The organism is Streptomyces sp. BB1-1-1 (genome assembly GCF_031597775.1).
Taxonomy (GTDB): Bacteria; Actinomycetota; Actinomycetes; order Streptomycetales; family Streptomycetaceae; genus Streptomyces; species Streptomyces thinghirensis.
Genome location: NZ_CP134203.1, coordinates 1,445,055 through 1,469,536, shown reverse-complemented (window position 1 = coordinate 1,469,536; position 24,482 = coordinate 1,445,055). Strand labels below are relative to the sequence as shown.

The window sequence follows — 24,482 nt, the reverse complement described above, 5'->3', positions numbered from 1 at the left end:
GAGTACCGCGAGTGGGTAACTCGCTCGTCTGAGATTAACTCGCGGGTAACGAGCGCGCCAGCCCCCGGTGTTCGTGATGTACGTCCCACCCGGCCCGTGACGCACCTAACCTCGGTGTCATGGACGAAGAGTTGCGAACGCTCACGGAGCGTTTACGGGCCGAGTCGGCGGCGTCGGGCACGCCGGGGGCCCCGGCGGCGTACGACCGTCTCGTGGCGACCGGGGACCCGGACGAGCTGGCCGCGGTGCTCACCGAGCCCGGGCACCCGCTCTGGGCCCGGGAACTGGCCGCGTTCCGGCTCGGCGTGGCGGGCGACCGGCGGGCCTTCGAGTCCCTCGTGCTGCTGCTGAACCACCGCGACCCGCCGCGCTGCGCCTCCGCCGCCCACGCCCTCGCCCGGCTCGGCGACCCCCGCACCGCCCGCGCCGCGGCCGCCCTCGCCACCAACGAGCTACGGGTCGCCTACGCCCTGCACCCGGTGCGCCTGCTGGTCGAACTGAGGGCGCCCGAGGCCGTACCCGCGCTGATCACCACGCTGGAGCGGCGGCTGCGCCCGCACGACCCCTACCGGCGGGTGGCACTCGCCTGCGTGGACGGGCTGGGCACGTTGGGCGACGACCGTGCCGCTCCCGTCCTGAACGACGCCCTGGCCCACCCCGCCCTGGCGGAGGCGGCGGTGCGGGCGCTGGCGCGGATCCCGGGGCAGCGGTGAGCGGTCAGCCGGCGAGGCGCCCGGCGTACCTCACCTCCGGCACCGCCACCCCGTCCACCTCGAACGGCTCCTCGGCCCCGTCGGCGCGGAATCCCGACCGTTCGTAGAAGCGCCGGGCGCGGGCGTTGCCCTCGAGCACCCACAGGAGCATGCGCGCGTGCCCGGCGGCCGTGCACCGGCGCACCGACTCCCCGAGCAGGGCCTGCCCGACGCCGGTGCCGAACCACCCGGCGTCCACATAGAGGGCGTACAACTCGGCGTCGGCGGTGAGCTGTTCACCGTCGCGGTACGGGCCGTGGCAGGCCCAGCCGACGACCTCGCCGCCGGCGTCCTCGGCGACCAGGTTCACCACGTGGTCCGGGGCGCGGGCGAACGAGTCACGGCGCCGTGCGGCGTCCTCGCTCACGTCGAGCCGGTCCAGGTACGGCTGCGGCACGAGGCCCCGGTACGCCGTCTGCCACCCCCGGACGCGGATCGCGGACACGCGGTCGCAGTCGGCGAGCGACATCTCCCGCACCCGCACCCGCGGACCGCTCGCCGGACCGAGACTCGCAGGGCCGCGACTCACGGGGACACGACCGCGAACGCCTCGATCTCCATCAGGAACTCGGGCCGGACCAGCGCGGCGACCTGTACCGCCGACGCGGCCGGCAGCCGGTCGTCGGGTATGTGCTCGGCGCGGGCCGCGCGGATCGCGGGCATGTGCGCCATGTCCGTGACGAAGAAGGTCAGTTTCACCACGTCGTCGAAGGACGCCCCGGCCGCCGCCAGACACCGGCGCAGGTTCTCGAACACCTGGCGGGCCTGGGCCGCCGCGTCGCCCTCGCCGACCAGCCCGCCGTCCTCGTCCAGGGCGAGCTGACCGGAGACGGCCACGAACCGCCCGGTGCCGAGGACGACATGCGTGTACTGGGCGGCGGGCGCGACGCCGTCGGGGGCGGCGATCCTGGTCAGCTCACTCATGCGTCCATGGTGGACCATGGGACTGACAGCGCCCTCGACGGGCCTCCGAGCGGGTAGTCGGTCAGCCCCGGAAGCCGAGCAGCCCGTGCAGCGTCGAACCGCGTGAGGACGTCGACGCCGCCTTGGACTCCAGCGGCTTCGGCGCGGGCAGCGCGGGACACACCGCGTCCGCCTCGCCGTCGCCGCGCGGCACGGTGCCGTCGGCCAGGTAGGCGGCCAGGTGCTTGTCCAGGCAGGTGTTCCCGCTCAGTGTGATGCCGTGGTTCCCGCCGCCCTCCTCGACCACCATGCTGGAACCGCGCAGCAGCCGGTGCACGGTGACGCCGCCCTCGTACGGGGTGGCCGCGTCGCCGGTCGCCTGGAACAGCAGCGCCGGCGGCAGTTCGTGGTTGGTGACGTCCACGGGCTGCCGCGAGTCCGTGGGCCAGAACGCGCACGGCGCGTTGTACCAGGCGTTGTTCCAGGCCATGAAGGGAGCCTTCTCGTACACGTCCCAGTTGTCGTCACGCCAGTCGTCCCAGTCGCGCGGCCAGCCGGCGTCGCGGCACTCCACCGCGGTGTAGACGCTGTAGCCGTTGTCGCCGGAGGCGCCCACGGCCCCGAAGTTCTCGTACGCCTCGACGAGCGGGTCGGTGTTCCCGTCGTTCACGTACCCGGCGAACGACTCCGCCAGATAGGGCCAGTAGCCGTTGTAGTAGCCGCCGGGGATGAAGGTGTCCTCCAGCTCCGAGGCCCCGACCTTCCCGCCCGCGGGCTTCTTCGCCAGTGCCGTCCGCATGGCGTACCAGGCGGCCTCGATCCGCTCGGGGTCGGTGCCCAGCCCGTACGTCGCGTCGTGCTCGGCGATCCAGGCGAGGAAGGCCCGGTGACGGTCGTTGAAGGCGAGGTCCTGATGGAGGTTGGCGTCGTACCAGACGTCGGTCGGGCCGACGACGGAGTCCAGGACCAGGCGCCGCACCCGGTCCGGGTGGAGCTTGGCGTAGACGGCGCCCAGGTAGGTGCCGTACGAGTAGCCGAAGTAGTTGATGCGCTCGGCGCCGAGCGCCCGGCGGATCACGTCCATGTCCCGTGCGGCGCTGACCGTGTCGATGTACGGCAGCACGTCCGCGTGCTTCTCGCCGCAGGCCTCGGCGAACGACTTCGCGCGCGCGAGGTTGGCCTTCTCGACGGCCGGGGTGGCGGGCAGGGAGTCGGGGCGCACCGGGTCGAAGTGGCCCGGCCGGCAGTTCAGGGCGGGCTTGCTCTTGCCCACGCCGCGCGGGTCGAAGCCGATGACGTCGTACTGGGCGGCCACCTCCGCGGGCAGCGAGGACGCCACGAACCCGGCGAGCGTCAGCCCGCTGCCACCGGGGCCGCCCGGGTTCACCAGCAACGGTCCCTGGTACTTCTCGGCGGTGTGCGGGACGCGGGACAGCGCCAGCGTGATCCGCTTCCCGTCCGGACGCGCGTGGTCGAGCGGCACCGGGAGGGACGCGCACTGGAGCGTCGGGTAGTCGGCGGTGCCGCACTTCTCCCAGCTGAGCTGCGCGGCCCGCGGGGTGCTCGCGGGAGGCGGTGTACTCGTGAGGTGCGGTGCGCTCGCCTCGGCGGGGACGGCCGTGACGGTCCCGGCGGCGATGACGGCGGCGCCGCACAGCACGGCTGCGCGTTGTCTCATGGCGTCCTCCCGGACGGAGAGGCTGCGGTCCGCGCGGGTCGCGGTCCTCGCCGCATCGTCCCGGGGAGCGCCCCCGGAGGAACGCGATCTGACCGGACTTGACCCAATTGCTTCGGAAGATGCCCTCGACTGGACGGCCCGATGGACGGCCCGATGGACGGCCCGATGGATGGCCTGATCCATGCGGTGGCCCCCATCGGCCCGGCCGTCGGCGCGGACCGGGCGCGCACACCGGGTACCTACCAAAGACGGGTCCTCCCCCCACGATCGGAGGCTGACATGCCCCAACCACCCAGCCCGAGCGGAAGTTCCGCGCCCCCATGGTCGTGGCCGGAGCACGTGTGATGGCCGCGCCGATGGGAGCGCGGAGCTTCCTGCGGGCCCTCCGGCAAGAAGGCCTCGTCGTCGTCGAGGTCGGCGAATGGGAGGGACACAACCGCAACCACACGGGCCCCTGGGGGCCCGTGCACGGGGTGATGATCCACCACACCGTGACCCGGGGCAGCGCCCGCACGGTGGAGATCTGCCGCCAGGGCTACGCGGGACTGCCGGGCCCCCTGTGCCACGGCGTCATCACCAAGGACGGCAGGGTCCACCTGGTCGGCTACGGGCGGGCCAACCACGCGGGCCTGGGGGACGACGACGTGCTGCGCGCCGTCATCGACGAAGCGCGGCCGCCGGCGGACAACGAGGCGAACACCGACGGAAACCGGCACTTCTACGGCTTCGAGTGCGAGAACCTCGGAGACGGCGACGACCCCTGGCCCACCGCCCAACTGGACGCCATCGAACGCGCCGCGGCAGCCGTCTGCCGCCACCACGGCTGGAACGAGCGCTCCGTGATCGGCCACCTCGAATGGCAGCCGGGAAAGGTCGACCCGCGCGGCTTCACCATGGCGTCGATGCGCGCCCGGATCGAAGAACGCCTCACCCACCCCGCCGGCTGGACCCCCGGCGATCCCGAGGAGGACGACATGCCGCGAGCGATCGGCCGCTACGACAGCGACGACCAGCGGATCACGCCCCGCAAGTGGACCACGCTCAACGTCGACGGGGTGGACCTGCTCACCCGCGCGTCCCACTACCAGGCCATGGCCCAGATCCAGGCGGAAGTCCCGCCGGGCTCCACCCTCCAGGGCCGCTTCTACCACCTGCGTCCAGGCGGCTCCCGCTGGAACGGCCCGATCACCGAACGAACGGGCACCGACGGCAGCAGCTTCGCCGACTTCCACAACAGCGGGTCCATCGTCGCCGACGAGCGGCTGCGGTTCGAGTTCATGTACTACCCGGCCGACAGCGCCGACCAGCAGCCGATCACCATCACGGCCGCGTACGTACGCGGCCTGTACTGGGAGGCCTGACGAAGGATCACGCTACGGGAAGACAGCGCTCAGAGAAGGGAGAGCTGGACCGGCTCGGTCGCCGCGAGCTGATCCGGCTCCGGCGGTGCCGGCTCCGCGATCCGCCGCGGCATCCCCGCGCGCGTGGGACCGATGCCGTACTCCTGGGCCAAGTCGTGCACCTGGCGTGTGATCCGGCGCTGGTACCACTTCGGGGCGTAGGCGCCCTCCGTGTACAGCCGCTCGTACCGGCGCACCAGGTGGGGGTGATGCCGCCCGAGCCAGGCCATGAACCACTCCCGGGCGCCCGGCCGCAGATGCAGCACGAGGGGAGTCACCGACGTGGCGCCGGCGGCGGCGATCGCCCGTACAGTCGCTCGCAGTTGGGCCGGTTCGTCGCTGAGGAACGGGATGACCGGTGCCATCAGCACGCCGCAGCCGATGCCGTGCTCACCCAGGATCCGTACGACCTCCAGGCGGCGCTCCGGCGCGGGAGTCCCCGGCTCCACGGTGCGCCACAGCTCGGGGTCGGTGAAGCCGACCGAGACCGAGATGCCGACGTCCGTCACCCGGGCCGCCCGCGTCAGCAGGTCCAGGTCGCGCAGGATCAGCGTGCCCTTGGTCAGGATCGAGAAGGGGTTGGCCCGCTCGGTGAGGGCCGCGATGATGCCCGGCATCAGGCGGTAGCGGCCTTCGGCGCGCTGGTAGCAGTCGACGTTGGTGCCCATCGCGACGTGCTCGCCCTGCCAGCGGCGCGAGGCCAGCTGGCGGCGGAGCAGCTCGGGGGCGTTCACCTTGACGACGATCTGTGAGTCGAAGCCCAGTCCCGTGTCGAGGTCCAGGTAGCTGTGCGTCTTCCTCGCGAAACAGTAGACGCACCTATACTTCTGTCTGTGACTCTGTTTCAGCGGGGCGGGACCTACGAGCGGATCTCCAAGGCCGACGCGGGTGATGAGGACGGCGTCGAACGCCAGGGCGAAGACACGGTCGAACTCGCCGAGCGCCGCGGCATCCCCATTGAGGGCCGCCGCTTCCGGGACAACGACAAGTCCGCCACTCACGGCAAGCACCGCCCCGACTACGAGCGGCTCATGGCCGCCGTTCAGCGTGGCGAGATCGACGTCATCATCGTCTACATGCTCGGTCGGCTGTGGCGGAACCGGCGCGAACGGGCGGAAGGCATCGAGATCCTCCGCCAGCACGGCGTGAGCGTGCTATGCGTCAAGGGCCCCGAGCTGGACCTCACAACTGCCGCTGGGCGTCTCCTCGCCGGCCTCCTGGGGGAGGTCGACACCTTCGAGGTGGAGCAGATGTCCGAGCGGGAGCAGCGGGAGATGCGGCAGCGCGTCGAACGCGGGGAAGTCCCGACCGGGCCCCGGTGCTTTGGCTACACCGCCGATGGCACCGAGGTGATCGACAGCGAGGCGGCAGAGGTCCGCAAGATGTATGAGGCTGTCGCCGCGGGCGCCTCCCTGTCCGGGATAGCCGCCGACCTGAATAAGCGTCGGGTCCTCAACCGCAACGGCAAGCCGTGGCTCCACAACACGGTCCGGTACCTGCTCCTGAACGAGCGGTACGCCGGGCTGCGCGAGTACAACGGCGTCACGTACTCGGGGAAGTGGCCCACCATCGTCAGCGAGGACCAGTGGCGCCAGTCGGTTGCCCTGCTCACTGATCCTTCCAGGAAGACGTCGCCGGGACCGACACGCAAGTGGCTGGGCTCGGGGCTGTTTCTCTGCGGTATCTGCGATGACGGACGTACTACGGTCACCAGTGCGCAGCGTGGCTACAAGGTGGTCAAAGGCGTGCGTTACGAGGGGGCGCGTACCTACAAGTGCCGGGGATCGGTGAAGCACCTCATGCGTACTGCTGAGCCGATCGACCAGTTGGTTGCAGGTACGGAGCCCGGCAAGCCGCTTGGCCTTGTCCCGCAGCTGCTGCTGCGCGAGGACGCTGCCCAGCTGCTCATGGACGCCGAACGTCCCGACATGGACGAGCTGAACGCGAAGGCGGCCACGCTGCGGGCGCGCCTGAAGAATATGACCGACGCCTTCGCTGACGACGACGAAGCCGACGCTCTGGAGTTCAAAAGGGCTGTGCGGCGCGTGAAGGAGCGACTGGCGCAGATCGAGCAGCAGATGACCAGTCCCGCGCGGGCGGCTGTCTTGGGCGAGCTGGTGCGCTCCGAGGACGTCGTGGCCGCCTGGGAAGCACTGCCGCTGGACCGGAAGAGGGCCGTCATCGACATGCTGATGACCGTGACCATCCTCAAGGGGCGGCCGGGCCGCGCACCGTTCGATCCAGAGACGGTGCTGATCGTTCCGAAGGCCACGTGAGGCTGGGCGTAGCGATCGCTGCGCCCAGCCACACCGATCACCTGGTCAGGAGGCAGGTGTTCGTATCCACGAGTGGCGGGAGGGACAGGTCCAAGCACAGTCCCGAGTCGGCAGGTTCCTCAGCCACGGGAGGCGGATTGGCCGGCGGGTCTGCGGGCGGCTGCGACGGCTCAGGCGAAGGGCTCGCGCCCGAGTCGGGGGCTGGGGGCTCATCGCTGGCCTCGCCGCTGGTGTCGTCTGCTGTGCCGCCGTCCGGCGCCGCAGGTGAGGCACCGGCTGCGGGCGACGCGTCCCTGGCTGGGGCGATCGGTACGGCGGTGAACTCTGGAGTGGAGCCCGGCCGGGCGCCGGGCTCGCTTGCGGACGGCGAGGGGCTGCCGGTGGGCCCGGAAGCGGTCGCCGACGGTGAGGCGCTGGGTGTGGGGGGCTTGGTGCCTGGCGGCCGTGGTGGATCGATGTCCGGCGGTGCGTAGGTGGGGGGAGCGGAGACCGGGGGTTCGGCGTGTGGCGCCTCGTACCCGGAGTCGTGGCTCCAGGGCTGCACCGTGACCACGGTGACGGTGGCGGCCGTGACGGCGGCTCCGGTGACGGCGCCGATGAACTGGGCGCGGTGGCCGCGCGCTGCCTCACGGGCGGCTCCGCTGATGGCGGCGAGGGCCGCGGCGGCGCCGCCGATGTAGAGGCCCAGGTGCCGTTTACGCCGGACGGGTTCGCTCTCGTGGCGGGGCGCGGAGGCGTTGGGCGCATTTCCGTTGACGACGGCGGCCTGTGGGGGCGGGCTGCTGTCGTCGTTGTCGTTGGGCTCGCCGTCGTCGGCGAGCATCTGTCTGATGAGTGTCACGTGGGCTCGCTGGGCGCGCATCTGCCTGTCGATCCCTGTGATCTGTCGCCCTTGCTCGGTGAGTTGACCGCGAAGCTTGGCCAACTCACCGAGGAGGCGCCGCAAGAACAGACCCCCAGTGATGATGATGACTACGCCGAGCGCACCCGCGACGATGAGCCATGTCATGGCACGTCACGTCCCCTGTTGCTTGTGCGCGCGGTGTTCCTCTTTGTTGCTGGTTGTACGAGGAATCGATCGTGCGTCCGAACGGGGGCGGCGTCACGCATATTCACATGGAACGTGACTGTTCTGTTACGGAGTGTTGGCCAGGGGTTTCATCCCGCGTGACGAGGGCGGTGCGGTTGTCCGGCATTTCGGGCGCGGCGCTTGGTGACGCCCTCGTAGTCGGCCGCCAGCTCCCGCAGTAGTTCGGCGCGGTCCTCGGGGTCGACGTCTTCCAACGCGGCGTCAATCATGCGGCGCACGTGGGGCGGTGCTGAGCGCAGCGCCTCCGGCATGGCCGGCTGCTGTTGCGTCTCCTGGCGCTCGATCTCCCGCAGAATCTCGGCAGCTTCCGAGTTGTACTGCTCCAGTCGTTCGGCGCTCACCCCGACGGTGTGCGCCATGTTTGCGACGGTGGCCGGCTTTCCGGGTACCGGTGTGCGCTTCGCGCCGGCGCCGCGGTAGCCGGCTTCGACTTGGCGCCAGCTTGCGCCCGAGAACTTGAAGGGCATGCGCGCGGCCGCGGTCTCGGGGCTGATGCCCTGAGCTTCGCGGGCGAGCCTGATGAGGGCGCCGTGGCCGGGCGGGCTGTGGTCTTGATCTTCCATCTTCATTGCCTTCCCCCTCGTAGTGGTCAGTCGTACTTTCTCGAACTTTATTGAAGGTCACCAGGTAGCGCGAGGGCGTGCACGAGTCCTTCACAAGCGCCAGCGCATTTCAGGACTAGGCACTTGTGAAGAGTGGTGAAGAGTCGTACAGTCGTTTCATGAACGAAGACCCGAGAGCCTTCCGCCGTCGGCGGATAGACGCCGGTCTCAGTCAGACCGACCTCGCAGAGAAGGCAGGGGTCAGCAAGTCCCACGTCTCCGACGTCGAGAACGGGCGCGCCGGGTTCTCCCCCAAGAACCTCAAGGCGATCGCGGACATCCTCGGCTGCACGATCCGTGACCTGCTGCTCCCCGAAACCGACGACGAGCCCGTCACCGCCGGCCGGGGCGTGGGCTGATGCGCGCCCGCATCGACGCCGTGTGCCGGTGGGTGTGCAGCTGCGGACACCGCAATCCCGTCTGGCGCGCTCAGTGCCGGGTCTGCAATGCGGACCGCGAATTCAAAGCCGGTGCCCGGTGACCAGCGAGGAGTACCTCCGTCGTCTGGTCGACGACTGGCCGCCGCTCACGCCCGGACAGCGCGACTCGCTGCGGGTCCTGCTGCGGACCGACTCGCGCCGGGAGAAGCGGACCGTCAAAGCCGCCTGACAGAAGTGAGGGCCCGCCGTGTCCCCGGCGAGCCCTCGGCCCAACCACCAGTTGGAAGGAACGAGGTGGGCCCGATGCAGTCCAGCATCGCATACACCGACCGGCTCCTGGCCCTGCCGCCGGTCAACCCGCCCCTCGGCATCGCCGTCGCCCACGCCCGCGACGTCCTCGACCGCGCCCTCGCCGTGGACATGGAGCTGGCCGACTCCTGCACCGTCGCCCGCGAGTTCGGCGGCGTCTGCGAGTCCCTGCGCCAGGTCCTCGCCGCGCTCGATGCGGAGGACGGCCATGCCTGAGCCGATATCCCCCGAGTACCTGCGTGAGACGCAGGCCTTCGTCGCAGCCGTGCCGCCCGGCCCGTGGGAGCCCGTCAGCAACGACTACGGCACCCCGGACGCGGTCGGACCGGTCTCCTATCTGGAGTGCTTCGACGGCACCGTGCAGGTGCCGGTCGTCCTGTTCGTACAGCACGCCCGCGAGGCCCTGCCCCGCTACGTCGGCGAAGTCTCCCGGCAGCGCAACAAGATCAAGATGCTCGAGCAGCAGATCGAGCAACTGCGACAGGGCGCGGACGGAGGTGTCCGCCGTGGCCGATGACTCCCTGGCATTCCCGTGGGCCCGAGACTACGACGCCGACCAGCTCGCCGCCTTCATCGAAGACCTGTGGGGCGCTGCCTCCGGCGACAACACCCGCGCCACCCTGGACGCCATCGAGCGCGTCATCGCCGAACGCGCGCCGGGCGACAACCACTCGCCGCGCTGCCCGCTCACCCCCCGGCAGATCGACGTCCTCACCGAACTCGCCAGCGGCGAGACATGCGCCAGCGCAGGCGAAAACCTCGGTGTCAGCGTGCACACGATCAAAACGATCACTGCGGACGTCGTGGCTCGACTGCACGCACGTAGCACCACCCACGCCTGCACCATCGCCGTGCACTACGGCTGGCTGACTGGACATCGGGTCCCGCCACCCGCCCCCCTCCCGAGGCGCCGCGGACCCGTCGCGAACGCCGGCCGACACGCGGAGCGTGCCGCCCAGCTACGCAAGACGCCCGGAGTCGAAGCCGTGGTCGGTGACTACGGCTCACGCAACACCGCGTACCGGGCTGCCCGCCAGATCCCCCGTGGCGGCTTCAGCGCATACGAGCCCGCCGGGGACTTCCAGGCGCGCGCCTACCTCACCAAGGGCAGCCGCTGGGTCGTCGCCGCCCGCTACGTCGGCACCCCCACCACCGCAGAAAGGGCAGCGTCATGACCGCCCGCACGCTCGGCTACCGAGGCCACGTCGTCGAACCCGGCTGGCTCACCAAAACGGCCACACAGCAGCTGCGGGAGCTGGCCGACCAGTTCCCCGTCGGAGCCCGCGTCACCCACGCCTGCGGCCGGGGCGGCACCGTCGCCCTGGACCAGCCCGCTCACGTCCCCGGCCTGGGCAGCGGCCAGCCGACCACCGTCTGCCTCGGTGGCCCCTGGCACAACGAGCCCATGGTGTTCGCCACCTGGGACAACGAGGCCGACCTCATCTGGCGTGTCTGGGTGCCCGTGGCCAAGCTCCGGCGCGGCCACGCCCTGGTCGTCAACCGGCCCGGCAACAAGGCCCGGAAGGGCGGCCGGCGATGAACTACGCAGTCATCGCCCCCGACGGCGAACTCACTCACCACGACGGTCAGCCGGACTGGGACACGGTCATCGGTCCGGAGGGCAAGGCCCGCGTGCCGCTGCCCGGCGCGGCCGTCGCCGGGTGGGTCAACGACATCGGCCTCCTGGACCCCAAGCGGTACCCGCGCAACGTCGTCGGCTCCTGTGTGCTTGCCACGCTCGGAGCCCGGGTGCAGCCGTACGCCGGGCCCGTCGTGTTCACCGGCTGGAACCCGCTGATCGAGTTCGGTCCGCTGCCGGACCCGGGATTCCTCGACATGGTCCACGGCGACGTCCTCAAGGCCCTGGAGGGTCAGACCCCGCGCGCCATGTCTCCGTCGTGGGCTGAGCACATGCGGGAGATCGCCGACCACGCCCGCACCGCCCCCACCCCCGGCTTCACCACTCGGACGGTGAGGCTGCCGTGAAGACCACCCGTCCGGCGTTCACGTCATCCGCCGCCGCCGTTGGCACCGAGGCCGCCGCGGAAGCGAAGGCGAAGGAGGAGCGCCTCCGTACCGCTCCTGTGACACCGCCTGCGCCGGACGGGTTCCCGACCGCTCGCCCGGAGTCAACGTCACCCGCTGACGGTTCGCGCATGACCGCAGCGGGAGCCAAGGCAGGGGAGGAGCGCGAAGCAGCTCCGATGACGCTGCCTGCTCCGGGCGAGCCCCACACCACCCGTACGGCGTCAAAGCCACCCGCCGGCTCGTGCGCGGCCGCAGCGGGAGCCAAGGCCGGAGAGGGGCTGTCACGACTGACCCTCGCCCCGAAGACCCGGCCTGCGTCGTACGGGCCCCTCGTCATCCCACCCCGAGACAGGCGAGCACAGATGAACGAAGACCAGGCTGAAGAGGCCGTCGTCCGGGCGTTCACCGCCCGTGGGCTGCGGGCTGTGACCAGCGCGCAGTGGACCCGTCAGGGCGCCCTTGACGTGGTGCGCGAGAACCGGCGCCGCTACGCCGACCACCCGCGCATGAAGGGCTTGGAGCAGTTCGCCTCCGACCTGGCCGACCGGCTCTCCACCCACACCGACGTACCGGCGCAGGACATCGCCACCGTCCTGCTCGCGGCCGGGGCCACGGCCGGTGCCTTCGCGCTCATGCACGACCTGTCCGGCCCCGTGGTCACGGAGATCATGCAGATCGCCGCCGACGACCTGGACCGGCGGACAGACGGCGGTGAGGCGTCGTGAAGACCGCGATCCGTAACTTCAACGGACACCCGCAGCAGCTGGCAGTCGGCCGCTGTCCGGACTGCGGCAAGGCGACGTACCTGTCCCGCCGGGACGCCAAGCGTGCAGCGCGCGGCATGTTCCCGGGCGTCCACCACCGACCCGTCCAGTGCGGCGACCGCTGGCACATCCAGCGCGTGAGCGGTGAGTCCGGATGACTGCTCCCGCACTTCAACTCACGGTGTACGGCACCCCGGGCCCGCAGGGCTCGAAGAACCGCAACGCCGCCGGGGCTCTCTACGAGTCGTCGGCGAAGGTGAAGCCGTGGCGGGAGGCCGTGAAGACGGCCGCCCTCGATGCGCTGCACCACGACGGAGCGTGGACGGCACTGACCTGCCCGGTGCTGCTGGAGGTGCGGTTCGCGCTGGCCCGCCCGAAGCACCACTTCGGCACCGGCCGCAACGCAGGCCGGCTGAAGGCTTCCGCGCCGCACTTCCCGTCGTCCAAGCCCGACCTGGACAAGTTGGTCCGCTCCACCCAGGACGCCCTGAAGGACGCCGGGGTCCTCGCCGACGACAGCGTCGTCGCCCACCTCTTCGCCCGCAAGGAGTTCGTGCTCTGGGGCGACGCACTCCGCACGCCTGGCGCCGTCGTCAAGGTCTGGCGCCTCTCTGATCTGCACAAGGAGCCCACCCCGTGACCCAGCTGAAGTTCGACGCCAAGGTCAGCGCGTCGGCGCAGGAAGCACTGGAGCCGCACATCCGGCCCGTGTATGACGTCCCCGCCGCCGGCCGTCTGTTCATCGGCGAGTTCCGCGCGATCGAGCGCACCGAGCCCGCACCGGGCACGGAGAAGGAAGCGTCCGTCAAGGTCCGCATCATCTCCCTGGAGATCCCCAACGAGGGCCAGGAAGGCTACGTCCGCGAGGCCCTCCGCTTCCTCCACCTCCAGCGGACCGCCCGCGGAACCCTGGACGACGACGGCCAGCTGGAGCTGGACGAATCCACGCTGCGCCTCACGGGCGGCCAGCTCGCCTACCTGGAGACCGCACGCCTGCGCGCTGGCCTGAACCACTGGGAGTCCTACGCCCGCCGCGTGCTCCACACCCCGAACATCACGGTCACCGAGGCGATGCACGAGCTGAAGACCGTTGCCGATGGCCTTCACGCCGTCCGCGACGGTGCGCGCGGCGACGGGGGCGAGTGACGTGCCCGTCTTCCTCGCAGGCCTGCTCCTGGGCGGCGCCTCCGGCGGCGTCACGTACGGGATGACCGCCGACGACCAGCTCGCCGTCATCGCTGGCGTCATCGCAACCGTCCTCACGTGGCTCGGCTGCGCCTTCCTGATCTTCATCGACGACTGACCCTCCACCCCATCGAGCCCTGAAGGGAGGTGACCCCAATGCCTCAGCGAGTCCGCGTACCGCTGCGTGTGATCGTCGGTGCGTACGCCGACGCCACCGTGTCCGTGTACGTGAAGGTGGCCGCGCTGGACCGGCGCGACACCGGCTGTGAGGCGGGGGTCGCCTACCTGTCTGGACTCCTCGGGCTGGCGCGCTCCACCGTGGAACGGGCGCTGACTCAGCTGATGAGGCCGGACCCGGCCGACGACGTCGTGGAGCTCATCAGCCACCGGCGCACCCGCGAGGGCGGCACCGGGCAGACAGCGGTGCGCCGCATCCGCGCCACCAACCACCGCCGTGAGCACGGTGCATGGGTGCCGTCGCGCGCCGCCGAATCCCTCTCCCCGCGCCAGCTGCGCGCCTACTCCGCACTGGCGTACGCCACGGCGACCGGCCAGCACATCACCCTCACCGACCTGGCGCGCGTCCTGCGCCATCGCTCCGGTAAGAAGGCCGGTCAGCCGCTGGACGTCCGATCGGTGCGGCGCATCCTCCGGGAGCTGGAGCATCTCGGGTGGATCAGTGTGGAGCGCCGGGCCGGATACCGCGGCCGCCACCGCTACACCGTCCACGACGAGCCGACCAGCCCGGTGCTCACTGCGGACACTGGTGAGGGATCGGGTGGGGATCATGGAGAGGGATCCCTCGCGTCTAAGGAACACCACCCGACTGACTCACCGGAGGAACCACCGGCCGGTGGTTCTATCCGCCGGAGGCGAACTACCGGTAGTGGCGCGCTCGAGGCCGCTTCCGTTCCGCCGACGTTCCAGCGTCCGGCCCGCCTCCCGCAGCTGACGCTCGCTCCGCGGATCTGGCGAGTCCTCGAGCCGGTGAAAGCTCTGCTTCCGGGCCTGTCGCCGTACGTGGTCCGCGAGGCCGCGCGGCACGTCGGCCGCCAACTCGATGCCGGGACGAGCGGCGAAGAGCTGCGCGCCCGCCTGGAGTTCCGGTTCGCCTGCACCGACGACATCCGCGACCCGGGCCGCTGGCTGCTCGGTCCCGCACTGAGACCACCCGCCCGAACCTGGCGCCCTCCCGGCCACCTGCACGAGTGCGAGGCCTGCCGCGCACCGTCCCGCCGGCCGTGGCCCGACGGCGTCTGTCGCACCTGCCGACCACCCGACGTGGCCGTGCTGGCGAGGAGGTGGCAGTCGTGACCGACGTACCGCAGCCCGCCACCCCGCAGCTGCTCGCCCTCGCCGCCGCCGCCCGCCCCGACTGGTCCCCGGACCTGCTGGGGGACGTCGTCGCCCAGCTCCGCTGCCGCGAGGACATGAGCTTCGGCCGCCTGGTCGTCGCCGTCGCACAGCTGATCGCCGACCCCGAGGCCGAACCCCCCGACCTCCTCGCCGCCGTATCCGAGCCGTGGCGCCAACGCCGGCGCCCGCCCACCCCAGAGACCGCAACCCGCGGGGCCGCCGCCGTACGCGCGGCCCTGCACCATCAACCACCCACCACCTGACCGAAGGGACGTGATGGCGATGACCGCAACGATGCACATCGGCCGTCGCACCACCCCGCACCGCCCCCGACTCACCTGGCGCGCCCGCTGGGACGCGTTCGCCCTGCGGCACTTCCGCCGCGTCCAGGCAGCCGAGTTCCGGCGCCTGCACGACGCGCTGCCCCTGGCTGCACCCGAGCGGCACGACATGGACGCGCCCGCCCTCGAAGCCGCGTTCATGCGCCTGGCAGTCGACCACCCCGCCGCGGTCACCCCGTCCGACGGCGGCCCCGCCGCCCGCGACGCCGACCGGGAGACTGGCCTGCTCGCCGCCTGCGACGTCTGGTTCCGCGACATCCACGGACCCCAGCACCGCTGGCAGCCGGGCACCGTCGCCGCCTACCACCGGCTCATGGACGACGTCCGCCACGCCTTCCACCCCGGCGGTGACCGATGAGCACCACGCCCACCGAGTTCCAGGCCGACGCCGGCGCTCGCCGCGCCCTGGAAGTGCAGCTCTACACCCTCGTCGGCCGGCCCGTCGCAGAGATCCGCATCACCCGGGTCAAGTGGCCGGAGGGAAAGCGCTGGGTCGCCCTGGCCCTCGCCCCCAACCGGCGAGAGATCCCCATGCGCGAGGGCGGCCTCCACCACCAGGCCGCGGTCATCCTGCGCCACGCCTTCCCCAGCGCCAACTGGGCAGTCGCCCAGGACTACGACGTCGCAACCGGCACCCTGCGCCAGCACGTCACCCCAGTCCCCGCCAGCCTGCGGCGTGGTCGGCGATGAGCGGCGTCAAAGGCGCACGGCACGCCAACCACCAGCTCGCGGCGGACCAGGCCCGTCAGGTGCCCGGTCAGTGGGTGCTCGCCGCCACCTACAACTCCTCGTACAGCGCGAAGAGCGCCGCCCGCTCCATCCGCCGGGGCGACGAACTCCTGCGTTTCTACAGCCCGGTCGGCGCGTTCGACGCCCGCACCGAACTCACGCAGGACGGGGCGGACCTCTTCGTCCGGTTCCTCGCCGACCAGCCCGAGGGAGCGTCGGCATGACCACCACGAAGATCGAGTGGACCGACCGGGTCTGGAACCCCGTCACCGGCTGCACCAAGGTCAGCCCCGGATGCGACAACTGCTACGCGGAGAACATCGCGCACCGCTTCGCAGGCTCGAAGGCGTTCCCACAGGGCTTCAACGTGATGCTGCACGAGGACCGCATCGACGCCCCGTACCGCTGGAAGAAGCCCGCCAGGGTCTTCGTCAACAGCATGTCCGACCTGTTCCACGACGACGTGTCCGACCTGTACATCACCCGGGTCTTCGACGTCATGGAAGCCCAGGTGAACCAGCGGCACACCTTCCAGATCCTCACCAAGCGGCACGCCCGGATGCGGTCGTTCATGCAGGCCCGGCAGAAGGCGAAGCAGGCGTACGCCGCCAAGTTCGACGACTGCCCCACCGAGGCCATGCGGAACAGCCCCGCCGCCAGGTTCGCGCGTGCTCGCGCCGCCCGGCCGCCGGCGAACATCTGGCTGGGCGTCTCCGTGGAGACCCAGCGGTGGGCGGACATCCGTATCCCGGCGCTCCTGGACACCCCGGCCGCAGTCCGGTTCGTCAGCTGCGAGCCCCTGCTCGGGCCGGTCGACCTCAGTCGCTGGCTGCGCCCCGTCCCCGACTGTGGGCACGTCACCCCCGAGGACGGCACCTGCGGGCACCCGGTCGCCCTCACGCCCGAGTGCCACCGATGGGCGGACTGCCCGGCCCGGCGGCGGCCGGAGGATTGGCACGGCTTGGACTGGGTCATCGCTGGTGGCGAGTCCGGCCCTCGCGCCCGCCCCATGCACCCGGACTGGGCACGGCAACTCCGCGACGCCTGTGACGTCGCCGGCGTGCCGTTCTTCTTCAAGCAGCACGGCGAGTACCTGTGCGCCCGCGTGGAGGACGACCCCGCCTTCGCGGGCGGCCGCGCCTACAACCACCCGCTGCACGGCGCTCGCAGTTCCGCCACGCTGCGGGAGCGCGGTCCATCCGGGACCTTCCGAGGCGCCCAAGACGGGCTCATGCGCCCCGGCGACCGCACCCGCTCCGCCTGGATGCTCGACACGGACACCGTCGCCGTCCGCGTCGGTAAAGGCGCGGCAGGCAGGCTGCTGGACGGCCGCACGCACGACGCCTTCCCCCGCGACGACTTCCGCGACTCGATCACCTCCGGCCTCCACGAGGACCTGGACGCCTTCTCCCGCCGCATGGACACGGCCCGCACCGACCGGAGTACGACATGACCGCCCCCGCCTTCATACGCCGCTGGCGCACCCGCCTGGGCGACGCCCAGACCAACCGGCTCCGCATCCAGCTGGCCAAGGAACAGGACCGCAACCGTGCCCTGGAACAGCGGCTCGCCGACCTTCAGCACGCCAACGAGGCGGCTTACCACGAACTGTCGCTGGAGCGCGGCGCCGTCTGCCTGAAGGCGAAGTGCCCGTGGTGCCCGGCCCCGGTAGAGGCCGGTGCCGCGTGATCGAGTACCTGTTCCTCAGCGCCGGGGCAGGAGGCGCGGCCTCCGTGCTCTGGTACGTGGCCCCGGCCGGGCGCGGCCTGCACCGGTACGTCGTCCCCCGGGCCCGGCTGCGCGCCGACGTCGTCCGCCTGGAGCGCGAGGCCGACGACCTGACGTGCGCGCTCTTGCGGGTGACGACCGAGAACACCGCCCTGAGCAAGGACCGCGACACAGCGCGCGACGCCCTGAAGGCGGCCCGGGCCCGGATCACCGACCTCGCGGAGCAGCTCGTCACCTTCGACTCGCTGTGCGCGGAGAACACCAGGTTGCGCGCCGACCTGGAGAACGCCCGCGCGATCCGGCCGCTACCAGCCGCCGACGACGCGCCCACGCTGCCGCAGGGCATCCCCGTCCTCCCGCTGTCCGAAGCCCCGCTCGCGCAGCCACCGACGTCGGACTGAGCCCTCTCGAACCCGTCCGCCGCCCGGATGTCACCGGCCGGGCGGCGGGCGCCCAACCAGGAGAAGAGCCGCAGATGTTCAACCGCAACAAGAAGCCCGCCACCCCGGCTACCCCGCACACCCCGGCGATCAGCCTCGACAAGGTGCCCGCTGGCCTCGTGTCCCTGGCGAAGACGGCCACCGTGTCGCTGGAGAAGAACGGCCTGTCCGGGCTGCGCGCCGCCGTGTACCTGGTCGTCGACCGGTCCGCGTCCATGCACCAGTACTTCGCGGACGGCAGCGTGCAGCACCTCGCGGACCAGGCGCTGGGTCTGTCCGTGACCGTCGACGACGACGGCGTTGTGCCGCTGGTCATGTTCGACAGCCGCCCGTACCCCGTGGTCGACGTGCGCCTGGACCAGTACCAGGGAGTGGTCGCGCAGCAGCACCAGCTGCACGGCGGAACGCGCACGATGGGCGGCACCATGTACGCGATCGCGATGCGCGCGGTCGTCGACCACTACCTCGCCTCCCGGGCCACCGACCCGGCACTGGTCATCTTCCAGACCGACGGCGCCCCGCAGGACCAGGAGGACGTCCGCCTCCAGCTCAAGGTGACCAGCAAGCTGCCGATCTTCTGGGCCTTCGTCGGGTTCGGCCCGGCCAAGGTCCGGTTCCTCACCGAGCTGGACACCATGCGCGGCCGACTCCTCGACAACGCCTCGTACTTCCACGCCGGAGCCGACCCGCGCCATGTCGCCGACAGCGACCTGTACGACGGCATCACCCGCCAGTTCGGCCAGTGGGAGCCGAAGGCCCGCAAGAAGGGACTGCTGCCTTGATCCCCGTCTGCCACCGCTGCCACCGCGTGCGCTGCATCTGCCAGTCCCGCGCCGTCACCGCAGTCATCGCCGTCTTGGCCGCTGTCGCCCTCCTGGCCGGCTGCGGCGGGTTGGCGGGCCCGCAGGGCACCGTCACCGGCAAGGAGCACGACGACGCCCGCACCACGTGGCGCACAGAGCCGAAGACCCGGCAGGACTGCACCCTCAAGACCCGCCGTATCGGCAAGTCGACAACGACGTACCGGGACTGCCGCACCGTCCCGGACGGCACCCGCCGCGTCCACGAGGTTCACCCCGAGTGCTGGGAGCTGGAACTCGACACCGGCGACGAGGTCTGCGTCAGCGAGGACGTCTGGAACGCCACGGCCATCGGCGACGAGTACGGCACGAGGTGACCCATGGCCTACACCGGCGCGATCCCCGACACCGCGGCCCGCCGCCTGGACTGGCAGGACAGCGCCCTGTGCCGCACCGGCGACCCCGACGTGTTCTTCGACGGGCCCGAGCGGGAGGCGAAGCGCACCTGCTTCGCCTGCCCCGTGCTCCTCGACTGCCAGTCGTGGGTCATGGGCCGCGAGCGCGGCATGACCCTGTACCAGCGCGACGACGCCGTCGTCGCCGGCCTCACCGCGAAGGAGCGGTTGGACCTGGACCCGGCCGCCCCAAAGGCCCCGGCGGAAGCCGGCCAGCGCAAACCGCGGGCGAAGCGGCGGTTGCCGCAGCACGGTGAGCGCGCCAAGTACAAGGCGGGCTGCCGCTGCGACCCCTGCAAGGCCGCGAACCGGCAGTACAGCCAGGACCTGAAGCGGCGCAAGGAGTCGGGAGAGAAGCCCCCGCCGAAGCCGGCCGACGTCCCACCCTGCGGTACCTCCCGCGGCTACAAGCGGCACGTCCGGCATGGCGAGCCCATCGACGAACCGTGCCGCCAGGCGCACGCCCAGAAGCGGGCTGTGAACAAGGCCCGCAAGCGCGAGCGCGACGTCTACGAGCTGTGGGTGAAGGGCTTGCCCGACGGGGAGATCGCCGCGCAGCTGGGCATCGGCCCCCGCGGGGTCCGGCTCGTCCGTGAACGCCGCGGGCTGATCGAGAACATCCGCACGAACGGGCGACTGTGACCGCCCCGCTCGTCTGGCGCTGCCCGTTCGGTGGCTGCGGCCCGTACGGCTACTGCCCGTGCGCTGAGGCCGCCGACGACCGCGAGTTCCTGCGCCGCGCCCGCATCACCACCCTCCCGCCCATCGACACCTACGAACCCCGAGAAGAGACCCGATGTCCCCGCTCAACCTGGTCGGCATAGCCATCGGACTGCTGGCCGTCCTGCTGCTCTGCTTCGGCCTGCCCGACAGCTGGTTCTTCGGCCTGCTCTGCCTGGCCTGCCTGTCCGGATCCATGGGCGAGGCGTACCGCGAGAACAAGCTGGGCGCCGTCCTGTTCCTGGCCGTCGCCGCCGTGTTCGCCGCGTCCTCGCTCCGCTTCGCCCTCCGCGACGCACGCCAGCCCCGAGGCGGCAGCTGATGGCCGTCCTCACCACCTGGCAGGTCTTCACCGTCGGAGCCATCGGCGGCCTCGCCGCCATCGGCGGACTGATCCTCGCCATCGTCCTGGCCCTCGTGCTGTACGCCCTGGTCGCCCGCGCCTACGACGCCGCCGCCGACCACCGGCAGAAGCGCCGCACCCTGCGCGCCGGCCGCCGCCAGCTCGCCACCATCACCACCCCCGACGACCTCAAGGACCGGCCGTGAACTCCGCAGAACCCCAACTCCGTACCTTCGTCGTCCAGCGCGACCGCGACGTCTCCGGCATCTCCGGTGAGGGCACTGTGGCCGAAGGCGTGCAGTTTTCCGACGGCTGGGTGGTGACCCACTGGCTGGACCAACCGCCCATGCACGAGCCGAAGACCGACGTCTGGCACAACAAGGGGACCCACCCGGTCACCAAGATCCACGGCCACGGTGGTGCCACCCGCATCGTCTGGCTGGACGAACAGCAGGCGCAGCGAGCCCGCACCGCCGCCCACATCGCGCAGGCCTTCGGCGTACCACTGAACGTCGTCGACCCCGCCGCCGAACGACAGCACCTTCAGGACCGGATCGGGCGGGCCCTGGCCACCGCAGCCCAGTCGTCCACCTGGGGCGAGGGGGGCGAACCCAGGTGGACGCACCTGAGCGGTGACCACGGCGACTTCGTCAACGCCGTCATGGAAACCGTCGACCAGCTCGTGGAACAGCGGACCCGCGCGCAGCGCACCGCGGGTCGCGCGTACCAGCTCGCCGACCGCTGGGAGGCCGCGCACGGGCTGTCGATGTTCCTCGTGCGGGCCGCCGGCGCTGAACTGCGGGACGAGTTGGACGGCACGGAAGAGTGCGACCACCGGCTGAAGCCGATGCTGTCTGGCATCGTCAACGGCGGCCAGTGCGTCAAGCGCGGGCTGCACGACGAGCACGAGACCGCTGACGGAACCAAGTTCAGCCCGATCCGCCCTGAGCGTCCGCAGCCCCAGCCGGCTATCCCGTGGACCGGCCCCGCACCGGACTGGGCGGACGGCCTGCGCGCTGCGCTGGCTGGCAGCTGCTCGAACCCCGACCACGCCTGCATCACCTGCGGCGACTGCGTCTACGAGCACCCGAGGGAGGACAGCTGCACCGTCGGCCAGCTGCCGCCCAGCGACGTGCCTATCCCCACCATGCGATGCGTTCCCCCAGGCGAACTCACCGCCACCGTAGGGCGCGTCCTCGGCATCGACACCACCGCACGCCCGGCCAACGTGGGCGCCTGGTTGATGACCGCCTGCCGCGAGCTGGACAAGTCGGAGACCGCACGAGAGCGGCTCAATGCCGAGCGGTCCCAAGCAGCCGCCCTCAGCCACACGTACCGCAACCGCGCCGAGCGGTCTGAGGCGACGATCGGGCGTGTGCGCGACCTCGTGGGCTTGTGGGCACCGCGGTTGCTCCCGCGCTCCGAGGCTCACCACCTACTCACCGACCTGCGCCGTGCTCTCAAGGCCCCGGCAGCCGAGCCGTGCGCGACGCACCGCGGCCGGGAGGAACGCCAGCGGTACGGCTGCAACGGTCCCGACCCCGCCGACCAGGACCCGCCGAACCAGGGCCCGTTGACCGGCATCGAGGTCCGGGATCCGTGCCCGTTCTGCGAGGGCTGCCCGCTCATCCCGCGCACGCTCATGGACTACCACGTGCGCGAGCACCACCCCGAGGTACGCGAGGGCGGGCCCGGCATCCCCGTTCACCCGGCCGACGACGGCGAGGTGGAGCTTGCCCGCGCGGCCCTGATCGCCCACGTCGGTGACGACCAGGCCGACGTCGTCGACCGGCTGATTCGCGCCGTGGAACGCCGCAACTACTGCGACCTGCCGCACGAGATGGAGGCGTGACCTATGGCCCGCATCGTCCGCCGTATCGGCAGCACCCCGGCTGAGCGCGGCAGCACCAGCGGGGCGAGCTGCCCCGACGTCCTCGAACTCGACTCCGGTGACTACCTGGTGATCGGAAAGCTGCCCGGCATCGGCACCTTCGTGAGCGAGGCCCTGGACTTCCACGGCGCCAGCATCGGCACCGACGAACGCGCCGTCCTCCTGCCCCGCCAGTGCCTCATCGACGCCGCCCGCGGCCTGAAGAGCGAGGGCCAGCTGTGACCAATCCCGACCGGCCGTGCCCGCACGAAGACTTCGAGGCGTACGTGGACGTCGCCCGGCTCACGAGTAGCGACACCGACCCGACCGTGGTCGGCTACACCGCCAACATCAAGGTTCGCTGCGCCGGCTGCAAGGAGCAGTTCCGGTGGACCGGCGTCCCCGCCGGCTCCTCGCCCCGGCAGCCCATGTGCAGCATCGACGAGACCGAGCTGCGGGCCCCGCTGCGCCCGGCCTCCGCAGACCCGGACTTCGGCATGGGCCTGCCGGGCTTCGCCGTGCAGTACCGGGAAGGCCGCCCGTGAGCGAGCGTCTCGTGATCGACTGCCACCAGCTGTGGGAGCGGGAGTACCGCACGCCGGACGGCATGCGCGCGGTGCAGGCGTGGCTGCGCGTCAACGGCATCGATCCGAACGCCGTGCCGGCATGGTCCGAGATGGTCATCGAGGACAGCGCCTTCGGCATGGTCATCCGCTACGAGGCCTACCGGTGGAACGCGGACGGCCGCCCCTTCGCCGACCCCGACAACCCGGACCTGGTGGCCACGGAGGACCGCACCGCGCTCCTGGTGCTCCCGCCGCAGACCGACTGGGTGCAGGCGACTGGGGGTGTGCGATGAGCACCGCCGGCCTGGAGGCCGAGCTGCGCACCGCCGCCGCCCGGCTCCGTGACGACCGCGGCACCAGGGGCCGCGTCGACTCCAACAGCCGGGAGCTGCTGGAGACGATCCGTGTCCTGCTGGCGGCCCGGGAGCCGTTGGCCCGGTGGCTGGAAGAGCAGGCGCAGTACGTCGCCCGCTCCGGCATGTACGACGTGCTGGCCGTCGACGTCGCCCGCGTCATCAACGGCACCGGCGAGCCCGGCCCCGGCCAAGACGGGCACATCGAGGACCGGCGCAGCGGCACCGCCCTGTACGAGCAAGTAATGCGCGCGGCGGGTGAGGCGCCGTGACCGCGCACCCCGGTGACGCCGTCGCGCACCCGGGCGTCCTGGAGGTCGCGCTCGCCATCGCGGACGCCGACCTCCGGGACCGGCACGGCCCCGAGAACGCCGTAGAGCCCTGGTACCTCGCCCCCATGGGAGCGACGGACCACATCTACCCGGACTGTCCCCACCTGCGCCGCTCACTGCGCGGCGCCGAACCGCAGCAGGGCGAGGGCGCCCTGTACCCCGACGCCGGCGACGTGTGCGGCTGGTGCTGCCGCGTCTGGCGAGCACGACGAAGCAAGGAGACCACCGATGGACGCTGAAGAGCGCCGCGTCACGATCGACCGGCACGAGTGGGTACTGAAGAGCCCCGCGCACCACACCGAGCTGGAGAAGACCGTCGCAGTCGCCGAGCGGAAGCGTGCCGAGCTCGCCACGCGGCGGGTCCGCACCGGCGACGTCCACGTCTCCGCGGCCGACGACGAGGTGATCGTCTCCTTCGAGGCGCAGAGGCCCAAGGTCGCCACGCGAGGACGCGAGGGCGACCGTGCAGACGCTTGACGGCCTGGTCGCCGACCTCGTGGACCGGTACCGCGGCGACGACCAGCACCCCGGCGACGGCGGTCTCGGCCTCCTCGACCGGCTCGATCACCTCCCGCTCCGCACGAGGCCGGCGCCGGACGGCGGGCACGCCCCGCCCGGCTCGCGGCCGCCGACGTCGCTGGAGGCCGTGTCCTGGTCCCAGAGGATCAAGTCGGAGGCCGTGGTGCTCGATGCCGACCTGCGGCAGTCGCAGCACACGCAGCCGTGGCACCGGGCGCTGCGCGCGATCCCGCCGGGTGCGGAGGCCGCGGACCGTGTGGGGGAGGTGGTGCGGACGGTGGGCCGGTGGCACGGCACGGTGCTGACGGTGCTCGGGCTGCGCGGGCCGTCGGTGCACTTCCGGCATGCGCTGTGCCTGGCGTGCGGGCAGCGCACCGTGTACGGCCGCGCGGACGACGACCGGCCGCGGGCCTGGTGCATCAACGACTCATGCGACGACGACGAGACCGGGCAGCCGGCCCGGTACGAGGGTCGCCGCCTGTACCTGCTGACGGCGAACCGTACGGCCGGGCCGGTGGTGTAGGGGCGGGGGCCGGGCGGGCGGCTGTGACCTGAGTTGTCAA

At 71.5% G+C, this 24,482-nt stretch carries 40 protein-coding genes and 2 pseudogenes; 36 read left to right on the top strand and 6 right to left on the bottom strand.

The window, feature by feature from the left end; translation table 11 throughout:
- Window positions 1-119: 119 nt before the first annotated feature.
- On the top strand, window positions 120-713 hold the full coding sequence (locus RI578_RS06855) for an adenylosuccinate lyase (RefSeq protein ID WP_310870244.1): 594 nt from the start codon (window positions 120-122) through the stop codon (window positions 711-713).
- Between the two features lie 4 nt (window positions 714-717).
- On the opposite strand, the gene RI578_RS06850 is transcribed toward RI578_RS06855, so the two are convergent.
- The 3 genes from RI578_RS06850 to RI578_RS06840 all read right to left on the bottom strand — a co-directional run bounded on the left by RI578_RS06850 (window position 718) and on the right by RI578_RS06840 (window position 3,333).
- On the bottom strand, window positions 718-1,221 hold the full coding sequence (locus RI578_RS06850; protein WP_310875685.1) for a GNAT family N-acetyltransferase: 504 nt from the start codon (window positions 1,219-1,221) through the stop codon (window positions 718-720).
- A gap of 56 nt (window positions 1,222-1,277) precedes the next feature.
- Window positions 1,278-1,676, bottom strand: coding sequence for a RidA family protein (locus RI578_RS06845; protein WP_310870243.1), 399 nt, complete (start codon window positions 1,674-1,676; stop codon window positions 1,278-1,280).
- A gap of 61 nt (window positions 1,677-1,737) precedes the next feature.
- Window positions 1,738-3,333 carry an alpha/beta hydrolase gene (locus tag RI578_RS06840; protein WP_310870242.1) on the bottom strand — a complete coding sequence of 532 codons (1,596 nt, stop codon included), beginning with the start codon at window positions 3,331-3,333 and terminating at the stop codon, window positions 1,738-1,740.
- 356 nt (window positions 3,334-3,689) lie between these two features.
- On the opposite strand from RI578_RS06840, the pseudogene RI578_RS06835 reads away from it, so the two are divergent.
- Window positions 3,690-4,262, top strand: a pseudogene (locus RI578_RS06835) (N-acetylmuramoyl-L-alanine amidase); the annotation flags it as partial.
- Window positions 4,263-4,723: 461 nt separating this feature from the next.
- Here RI578_RS06835 and RI578_RS06830 read toward each other — a convergent pair.
- Window positions 4,724-5,557: pseudogene (locus RI578_RS06830) on the bottom strand (radical SAM protein); the annotation flags it as partial.
- Window positions 5,558-5,566: 9 nt separating this feature from the next.
- Here RI578_RS06830 and RI578_RS06825 point away from each other — a divergent pair.
- The gene (locus RI578_RS06825; protein ID WP_310870241.1) at window positions 5,567-7,009 is read left to right on the top strand and encodes a recombinase family protein; all 1,443 of its coding nucleotides are present in this window, start codon (window positions 5,567-5,569) and stop codon (window positions 7,007-7,009) included.
- A gap of 37 nt (window positions 7,010-7,046) precedes the next feature.
- Here RI578_RS06825 and RI578_RS06820 read toward each other — a convergent pair whose 3' ends face one another.
- Both RI578_RS06820 and RI578_RS06815 read right to left on the bottom strand, forming a co-directional pair.
- On the bottom strand, window positions 7,047-7,850 hold the full coding sequence (locus RI578_RS06820) for a hypothetical protein (protein WP_310870240.1): 804 nt from the start codon (window positions 7,848-7,850) through the stop codon (window positions 7,047-7,049).
- Window positions 7,851-8,167: 317 nt separating this feature from the next.
- Entirely contained in the window at window positions 8,168-8,668 is a 501-nt protein-coding gene (locus RI578_RS06815; RefSeq protein ID WP_310870239.1) for a hypothetical protein, read from the bottom strand.
- A 152-nt stretch (window positions 8,669-8,820) separates the two neighbouring features.
- On the opposite strand from RI578_RS06815, the gene RI578_RS06810 reads away from it, so the two are divergent.
- From RI578_RS06810 to RI578_RS06650, 33 genes are all read left to right on the top strand, one after another.
- Window positions 8,821-9,060, top strand: coding sequence for a helix-turn-helix transcriptional regulator (locus RI578_RS06810; protein WP_310870238.1), 240 nt, complete (start codon window positions 8,821-8,823; stop codon window positions 9,058-9,060).
- A gap of 118 nt (window positions 9,061-9,178) precedes the next feature.
- Window positions 9,179-9,310, top strand: a complete 132-nt coding sequence (locus tag RI578_RS06805; RefSeq protein WP_310870237.1) for a hypothetical protein — start codon at window positions 9,179-9,181, stop codon at window positions 9,308-9,310.
- Between the two features lie 74 nt (window positions 9,311-9,384).
- On the top strand, window positions 9,385-9,606 hold the full coding sequence (locus RI578_RS06800) for a hypothetical protein (RefSeq protein WP_310870236.1): 222 nt from the start codon (window positions 9,385-9,387) through the stop codon (window positions 9,604-9,606).
- Window positions 9,599-9,907 (top strand): hypothetical protein, encoded by a 309-nt coding sequence (locus RI578_RS06795; protein WP_310870235.1) that lies wholly within the window; start codon window positions 9,599-9,601, stop codon window positions 9,905-9,907. Before RI578_RS06800 ends, RI578_RS06795 begins: the two co-directional genes overlap by 8 nt.
- Window positions 9,897-10,565: a LuxR C-terminal-related transcriptional regulator gene (locus RI578_RS06790; RefSeq protein ID WP_310870234.1), complete on the top strand. Its 669-nt coding sequence runs from the start codon at window positions 9,897-9,899 to the stop codon at window positions 10,563-10,565. The genes RI578_RS06795 and RI578_RS06790 overlap by 11 nt, the downstream gene beginning before the upstream one ends.
- The gene (locus RI578_RS06785; RefSeq protein WP_310870233.1) at window positions 10,562-10,930 is read left to right on the top strand and encodes a hypothetical protein; all 369 of its coding nucleotides are present in this window, start codon (window positions 10,562-10,564) and stop codon (window positions 10,928-10,930) included. The genes RI578_RS06790 and RI578_RS06785 overlap by 4 nt, the downstream gene beginning before the upstream one ends.
- Window positions 10,927-11,376, top strand: coding sequence for a hypothetical protein (locus RI578_RS06780; protein WP_310870232.1), 450 nt, complete (start codon window positions 10,927-10,929; stop codon window positions 11,374-11,376). The genes RI578_RS06785 and RI578_RS06780 overlap by 4 nt, the downstream gene beginning before the upstream one ends.
- 404 nt (window positions 11,377-11,780) lie before the next feature.
- A complete protein-coding gene (locus RI578_RS06775) occupies window positions 11,781-12,143 on the top strand; it encodes a hypothetical protein (RefSeq protein ID WP_310870231.1) in 363 nt (120 codons plus the stop codon).
- Window positions 12,140-12,340: a hypothetical protein gene (locus tag RI578_RS06770; protein ID WP_310870230.1), complete on the top strand. Its 201-nt coding sequence runs from the start codon at window positions 12,140-12,142 to the stop codon at window positions 12,338-12,340. Before RI578_RS06775 ends, RI578_RS06770 begins: the two co-directional genes overlap by 4 nt.
- The gene (locus RI578_RS06765) at window positions 12,337-12,822 is read left to right on the top strand and encodes a RusA family crossover junction endodeoxyribonuclease (protein ID WP_310870229.1); all 486 of its coding nucleotides are present in this window, start codon (window positions 12,337-12,339) and stop codon (window positions 12,820-12,822) included. The genes RI578_RS06770 and RI578_RS06765 overlap by 4 nt, the downstream gene beginning before the upstream one ends.
- Window positions 12,819-13,328, top strand: a complete 510-nt coding sequence (locus tag RI578_RS06760) for a hypothetical protein (protein WP_310870228.1) — start codon at window positions 12,819-12,821, stop codon at window positions 13,326-13,328. The genes RI578_RS06765 and RI578_RS06760 overlap by 4 nt, the downstream gene beginning before the upstream one ends.
- A gap of 1 nt (window position 13,329) precedes the next feature.
- Window positions 13,330-13,485 (top strand): hypothetical protein, encoded by a 156-nt coding sequence (locus RI578_RS06755; protein ID WP_310870227.1) that lies wholly within the window; start codon window positions 13,330-13,332, stop codon window positions 13,483-13,485.
- Window positions 13,486-13,523: 38 nt separating this feature from the next.
- The gene (locus RI578_RS06750) at window positions 13,524-14,681 is read left to right on the top strand and encodes a hypothetical protein (RefSeq protein ID WP_310870226.1); all 1,158 of its coding nucleotides are present in this window, start codon (window positions 13,524-13,526) and stop codon (window positions 14,679-14,681) included.
- Window positions 14,678-14,986 (top strand): hypothetical protein, encoded by a 309-nt coding sequence (locus RI578_RS06745; protein ID WP_310870225.1) that lies wholly within the window; start codon window positions 14,678-14,680, stop codon window positions 14,984-14,986. The genes RI578_RS06750 and RI578_RS06745 overlap by 4 nt, the downstream gene beginning before the upstream one ends.
- A 19-nt stretch (window positions 14,987-15,005) precedes the next feature.
- Window positions 15,006-15,422, top strand: a complete 417-nt coding sequence (locus tag RI578_RS06740; protein WP_310870224.1) for a hypothetical protein — start codon at window positions 15,006-15,008, stop codon at window positions 15,420-15,422.
- Window positions 15,419-15,754, top strand: coding sequence for a hypothetical protein (locus RI578_RS06735; protein ID WP_310870223.1), 336 nt, complete (start codon window positions 15,419-15,421; stop codon window positions 15,752-15,754). The genes RI578_RS06740 and RI578_RS06735 overlap by 4 nt, the downstream gene beginning before the upstream one ends.
- Window positions 15,751-16,017, top strand: coding sequence for a hypothetical protein (locus RI578_RS06730; protein ID WP_310870222.1), 267 nt, complete (start codon window positions 15,751-15,753; stop codon window positions 16,015-16,017). The genes RI578_RS06735 and RI578_RS06730 overlap by 4 nt, the downstream gene beginning before the upstream one ends.
- Window positions 16,014-17,246, top strand: coding sequence for a phage Gp37/Gp68 family protein (locus RI578_RS06725; RefSeq protein ID WP_310870221.1), 1,233 nt, complete (start codon window positions 16,014-16,016; stop codon window positions 17,244-17,246). Before RI578_RS06730 ends, RI578_RS06725 begins: the two co-directional genes overlap by 4 nt.
- Window positions 17,243-17,482, top strand: coding sequence for a hypothetical protein (locus tag RI578_RS06720; protein WP_310870220.1), 240 nt, complete (start codon window positions 17,243-17,245; stop codon window positions 17,480-17,482). The genes RI578_RS06725 and RI578_RS06720 overlap by 4 nt, the downstream gene beginning before the upstream one ends.
- Entirely contained in the window at window positions 17,479-17,922 is a 444-nt protein-coding gene (locus RI578_RS06715; protein WP_310870219.1) for a hypothetical protein, read from the top strand. The genes RI578_RS06720 and RI578_RS06715 overlap by 4 nt, the downstream gene beginning before the upstream one ends.
- Before the next feature lie 74 nt (window positions 17,923-17,996).
- Window positions 17,997-18,743, top strand: a complete 747-nt coding sequence (locus tag RI578_RS06710) for a VWA domain-containing protein (RefSeq protein ID WP_310870218.1) — start codon at window positions 17,997-17,999, stop codon at window positions 18,741-18,743.
- Window positions 18,740-19,138: a hypothetical protein gene (locus RI578_RS06705; protein ID WP_310870217.1), complete on the top strand. Its 399-nt coding sequence runs from the start codon at window positions 18,740-18,742 to the stop codon at window positions 19,136-19,138. Before RI578_RS06710 ends, RI578_RS06705 begins: the two co-directional genes overlap by 4 nt.
- A gap of 3 nt (window positions 19,139-19,141) precedes the next feature.
- On the top strand, window positions 19,142-19,858 hold the full coding sequence (locus tag RI578_RS06700) for a WhiB family transcriptional regulator (RefSeq protein WP_310870216.1): 717 nt from the start codon (window positions 19,142-19,144) through the stop codon (window positions 19,856-19,858).
- Window positions 19,859-20,012: 154 nt separating this feature from the next.
- Window positions 20,013-20,258, top strand: coding sequence for a hypothetical protein (locus RI578_RS06695; protein WP_310870215.1), 246 nt, complete (start codon window positions 20,013-20,015; stop codon window positions 20,256-20,258).
- Window positions 20,258-20,485 (top strand): hypothetical protein, encoded by a 228-nt coding sequence (locus tag RI578_RS06690; protein ID WP_310870214.1) that lies wholly within the window; start codon window positions 20,258-20,260, stop codon window positions 20,483-20,485. Before RI578_RS06695 ends, RI578_RS06690 begins: the two co-directional genes overlap by 1 nt.
- Window positions 20,482-22,131: a hypothetical protein gene (locus RI578_RS06685; protein WP_310870213.1), complete on the top strand. Its 1,650-nt coding sequence runs from the start codon at window positions 20,482-20,484 to the stop codon at window positions 22,129-22,131. Before RI578_RS06690 ends, RI578_RS06685 begins: the two co-directional genes overlap by 4 nt.
- A 3-nt stretch (window positions 22,132-22,134) precedes the next feature.
- Entirely contained in the window at window positions 22,135-22,392 is a 258-nt protein-coding gene (locus tag RI578_RS06680; RefSeq protein WP_310870212.1) for a hypothetical protein, read from the top strand.
- The gene (locus RI578_RS06675) at window positions 22,389-22,694 is read left to right on the top strand and encodes a hypothetical protein (RefSeq protein WP_310870211.1); all 306 of its coding nucleotides are present in this window, start codon (window positions 22,389-22,391) and stop codon (window positions 22,692-22,694) included. The genes RI578_RS06680 and RI578_RS06675 overlap by 4 nt, the downstream gene beginning before the upstream one ends.
- Window positions 22,691-23,008 carry a hypothetical protein gene (locus RI578_RS06670; RefSeq protein ID WP_310870210.1) on the top strand — a complete coding sequence of 106 codons (318 nt, stop codon included), beginning with the start codon at window positions 22,691-22,693 and terminating at the stop codon, window positions 23,006-23,008. The genes RI578_RS06675 and RI578_RS06670 overlap by 4 nt, the downstream gene beginning before the upstream one ends.
- Complete coding sequence (locus RI578_RS06665) at window positions 23,005-23,340, top strand: hypothetical protein (RefSeq protein ID WP_310870209.1); 336 nt, start codon at window positions 23,005-23,007, stop codon at window positions 23,338-23,340. Before RI578_RS06670 ends, RI578_RS06665 begins: the two co-directional genes overlap by 4 nt.
- The gene (locus RI578_RS06660; protein WP_310870208.1) at window positions 23,337-23,639 is read left to right on the top strand and encodes a hypothetical protein; all 303 of its coding nucleotides are present in this window, start codon (window positions 23,337-23,339) and stop codon (window positions 23,637-23,639) included. Before RI578_RS06665 ends, RI578_RS06660 begins: the two co-directional genes overlap by 4 nt.
- Window positions 23,629-23,877: a hypothetical protein gene (locus tag RI578_RS06655; RefSeq protein WP_310870207.1), complete on the top strand. Its 249-nt coding sequence runs from the start codon at window positions 23,629-23,631 to the stop codon at window positions 23,875-23,877. The genes RI578_RS06660 and RI578_RS06655 overlap by 11 nt, the downstream gene beginning before the upstream one ends.
- A complete protein-coding gene (locus RI578_RS06650; RefSeq protein WP_310870206.1) occupies window positions 23,864-24,442 on the top strand; it encodes a hypothetical protein in 579 nt (192 codons plus the stop codon). The genes RI578_RS06655 and RI578_RS06650 overlap by 14 nt, the downstream gene beginning before the upstream one ends.
- Window positions 24,443-24,482 lie beyond the last annotated feature (40 nt).

Excerpts from the sequence above, each read along its gene's own strand:
- RI578_RS06855 (WP_310870244.1), top strand. The coding sequence starts at position 120 with ATGGACGAAGAGTTGCGAACGCTCACGGAGCGTTTACGGGCCGAGTCG.
- RI578_RS06850 (WP_310875685.1), bottom strand. The coding sequence starts at position 1,221 with ATGTCGCTCGCCGACTGCGACCGCGTGTCCGCGATCCGCGTCCGGGGG.
- RI578_RS06845 (WP_310870243.1), bottom strand. The coding sequence starts at position 1,676 with ATGAGTGAGCTGACCAGGATCGCCGCCCCCGACGGCGTCGCGCCCGCC.
- RI578_RS06840 (WP_310870242.1), bottom strand. The coding sequence starts at position 3,333 with ATGAGACAACGCGCAGCCGTGCTGTGCGGCGCCGCCGTCATCGCCGCC.
- RI578_RS06815 (WP_310870239.1), bottom strand. The coding sequence starts at position 8,668 with ATGAAGATGGAAGATCAAGACCACAGCCCGCCCGGCCACGGCGCCCTC.
- RI578_RS06810 (WP_310870238.1), top strand. The coding sequence starts at position 8,821 with ATGAACGAAGACCCGAGAGCCTTCCGCCGTCGGCGGATAGACGCCGGT.
- RI578_RS06800 (WP_310870236.1), top strand. The coding sequence starts at position 9,385 with ATGCAGTCCAGCATCGCATACACCGACCGGCTCCTGGCCCTGCCGCCG.
- RI578_RS06795 (WP_310870235.1), top strand. The coding sequence starts at position 9,599 with ATGCCTGAGCCGATATCCCCCGAGTACCTGCGTGAGACGCAGGCCTTC.
- RI578_RS06785 (WP_310870233.1), top strand. The coding sequence starts at position 10,562 with ATGACCGCCCGCACGCTCGGCTACCGAGGCCACGTCGTCGAACCCGGC.
- RI578_RS06780 (WP_310870232.1), top strand. The coding sequence starts at position 10,927 with ATGAACTACGCAGTCATCGCCCCCGACGGCGAACTCACTCACCACGAC.
- RI578_RS06775 (WP_310870231.1), top strand. The coding sequence starts at position 11,781 with ATGAACGAAGACCAGGCTGAAGAGGCCGTCGTCCGGGCGTTCACCGCC.
- RI578_RS06765 (WP_310870229.1), top strand. The coding sequence starts at position 12,337 with ATGACTGCTCCCGCACTTCAACTCACGGTGTACGGCACCCCGGGCCCG.
- RI578_RS06750 (WP_310870226.1), top strand. The coding sequence starts at position 13,524 with ATGCCTCAGCGAGTCCGCGTACCGCTGCGTGTGATCGTCGGTGCGTAC.
- RI578_RS06740 (WP_310870224.1), top strand. The coding sequence starts at position 15,006 with ATGACCGCAACGATGCACATCGGCCGTCGCACCACCCCGCACCGCCCC.
- RI578_RS06735 (WP_310870223.1), top strand. The coding sequence starts at position 15,419 with ATGAGCACCACGCCCACCGAGTTCCAGGCCGACGCCGGCGCTCGCCGC.
- RI578_RS06730 (WP_310870222.1), top strand. The coding sequence starts at position 15,751 with ATGAGCGGCGTCAAAGGCGCACGGCACGCCAACCACCAGCTCGCGGCG.
- RI578_RS06725 (WP_310870221.1), top strand. The coding sequence starts at position 16,014 with ATGACCACCACGAAGATCGAGTGGACCGACCGGGTCTGGAACCCCGTC.
- RI578_RS06720 (WP_310870220.1), top strand. The coding sequence starts at position 17,243 with ATGACCGCCCCCGCCTTCATACGCCGCTGGCGCACCCGCCTGGGCGAC.
- RI578_RS06710 (WP_310870218.1), top strand. The coding sequence starts at position 17,997 with ATGTTCAACCGCAACAAGAAGCCCGCCACCCCGGCTACCCCGCACACC.
- RI578_RS06700 (WP_310870216.1), top strand. The coding sequence starts at position 19,142 with ATGGCCTACACCGGCGCGATCCCCGACACCGCGGCCCGCCGCCTGGAC.
- RI578_RS06695 (WP_310870215.1), top strand. The coding sequence starts at position 20,013 with ATGTCCCCGCTCAACCTGGTCGGCATAGCCATCGGACTGCTGGCCGTC.
- RI578_RS06690 (WP_310870214.1), top strand. The coding sequence starts at position 20,258 with ATGGCCGTCCTCACCACCTGGCAGGTCTTCACCGTCGGAGCCATCGGC.
- RI578_RS06680 (WP_310870212.1), top strand. The coding sequence starts at position 22,135 with ATGGCCCGCATCGTCCGCCGTATCGGCAGCACCCCGGCTGAGCGCGGC.
- RI578_RS06665 (WP_310870209.1), top strand. The coding sequence starts at position 23,005 with ATGAGCACCGCCGGCCTGGAGGCCGAGCTGCGCACCGCCGCCGCCCGG.
- RI578_RS06655 (WP_310870207.1), top strand. The coding sequence starts at position 23,629 with ATGGACGCTGAAGAGCGCCGCGTCACGATCGACCGGCACGAGTGGGTA.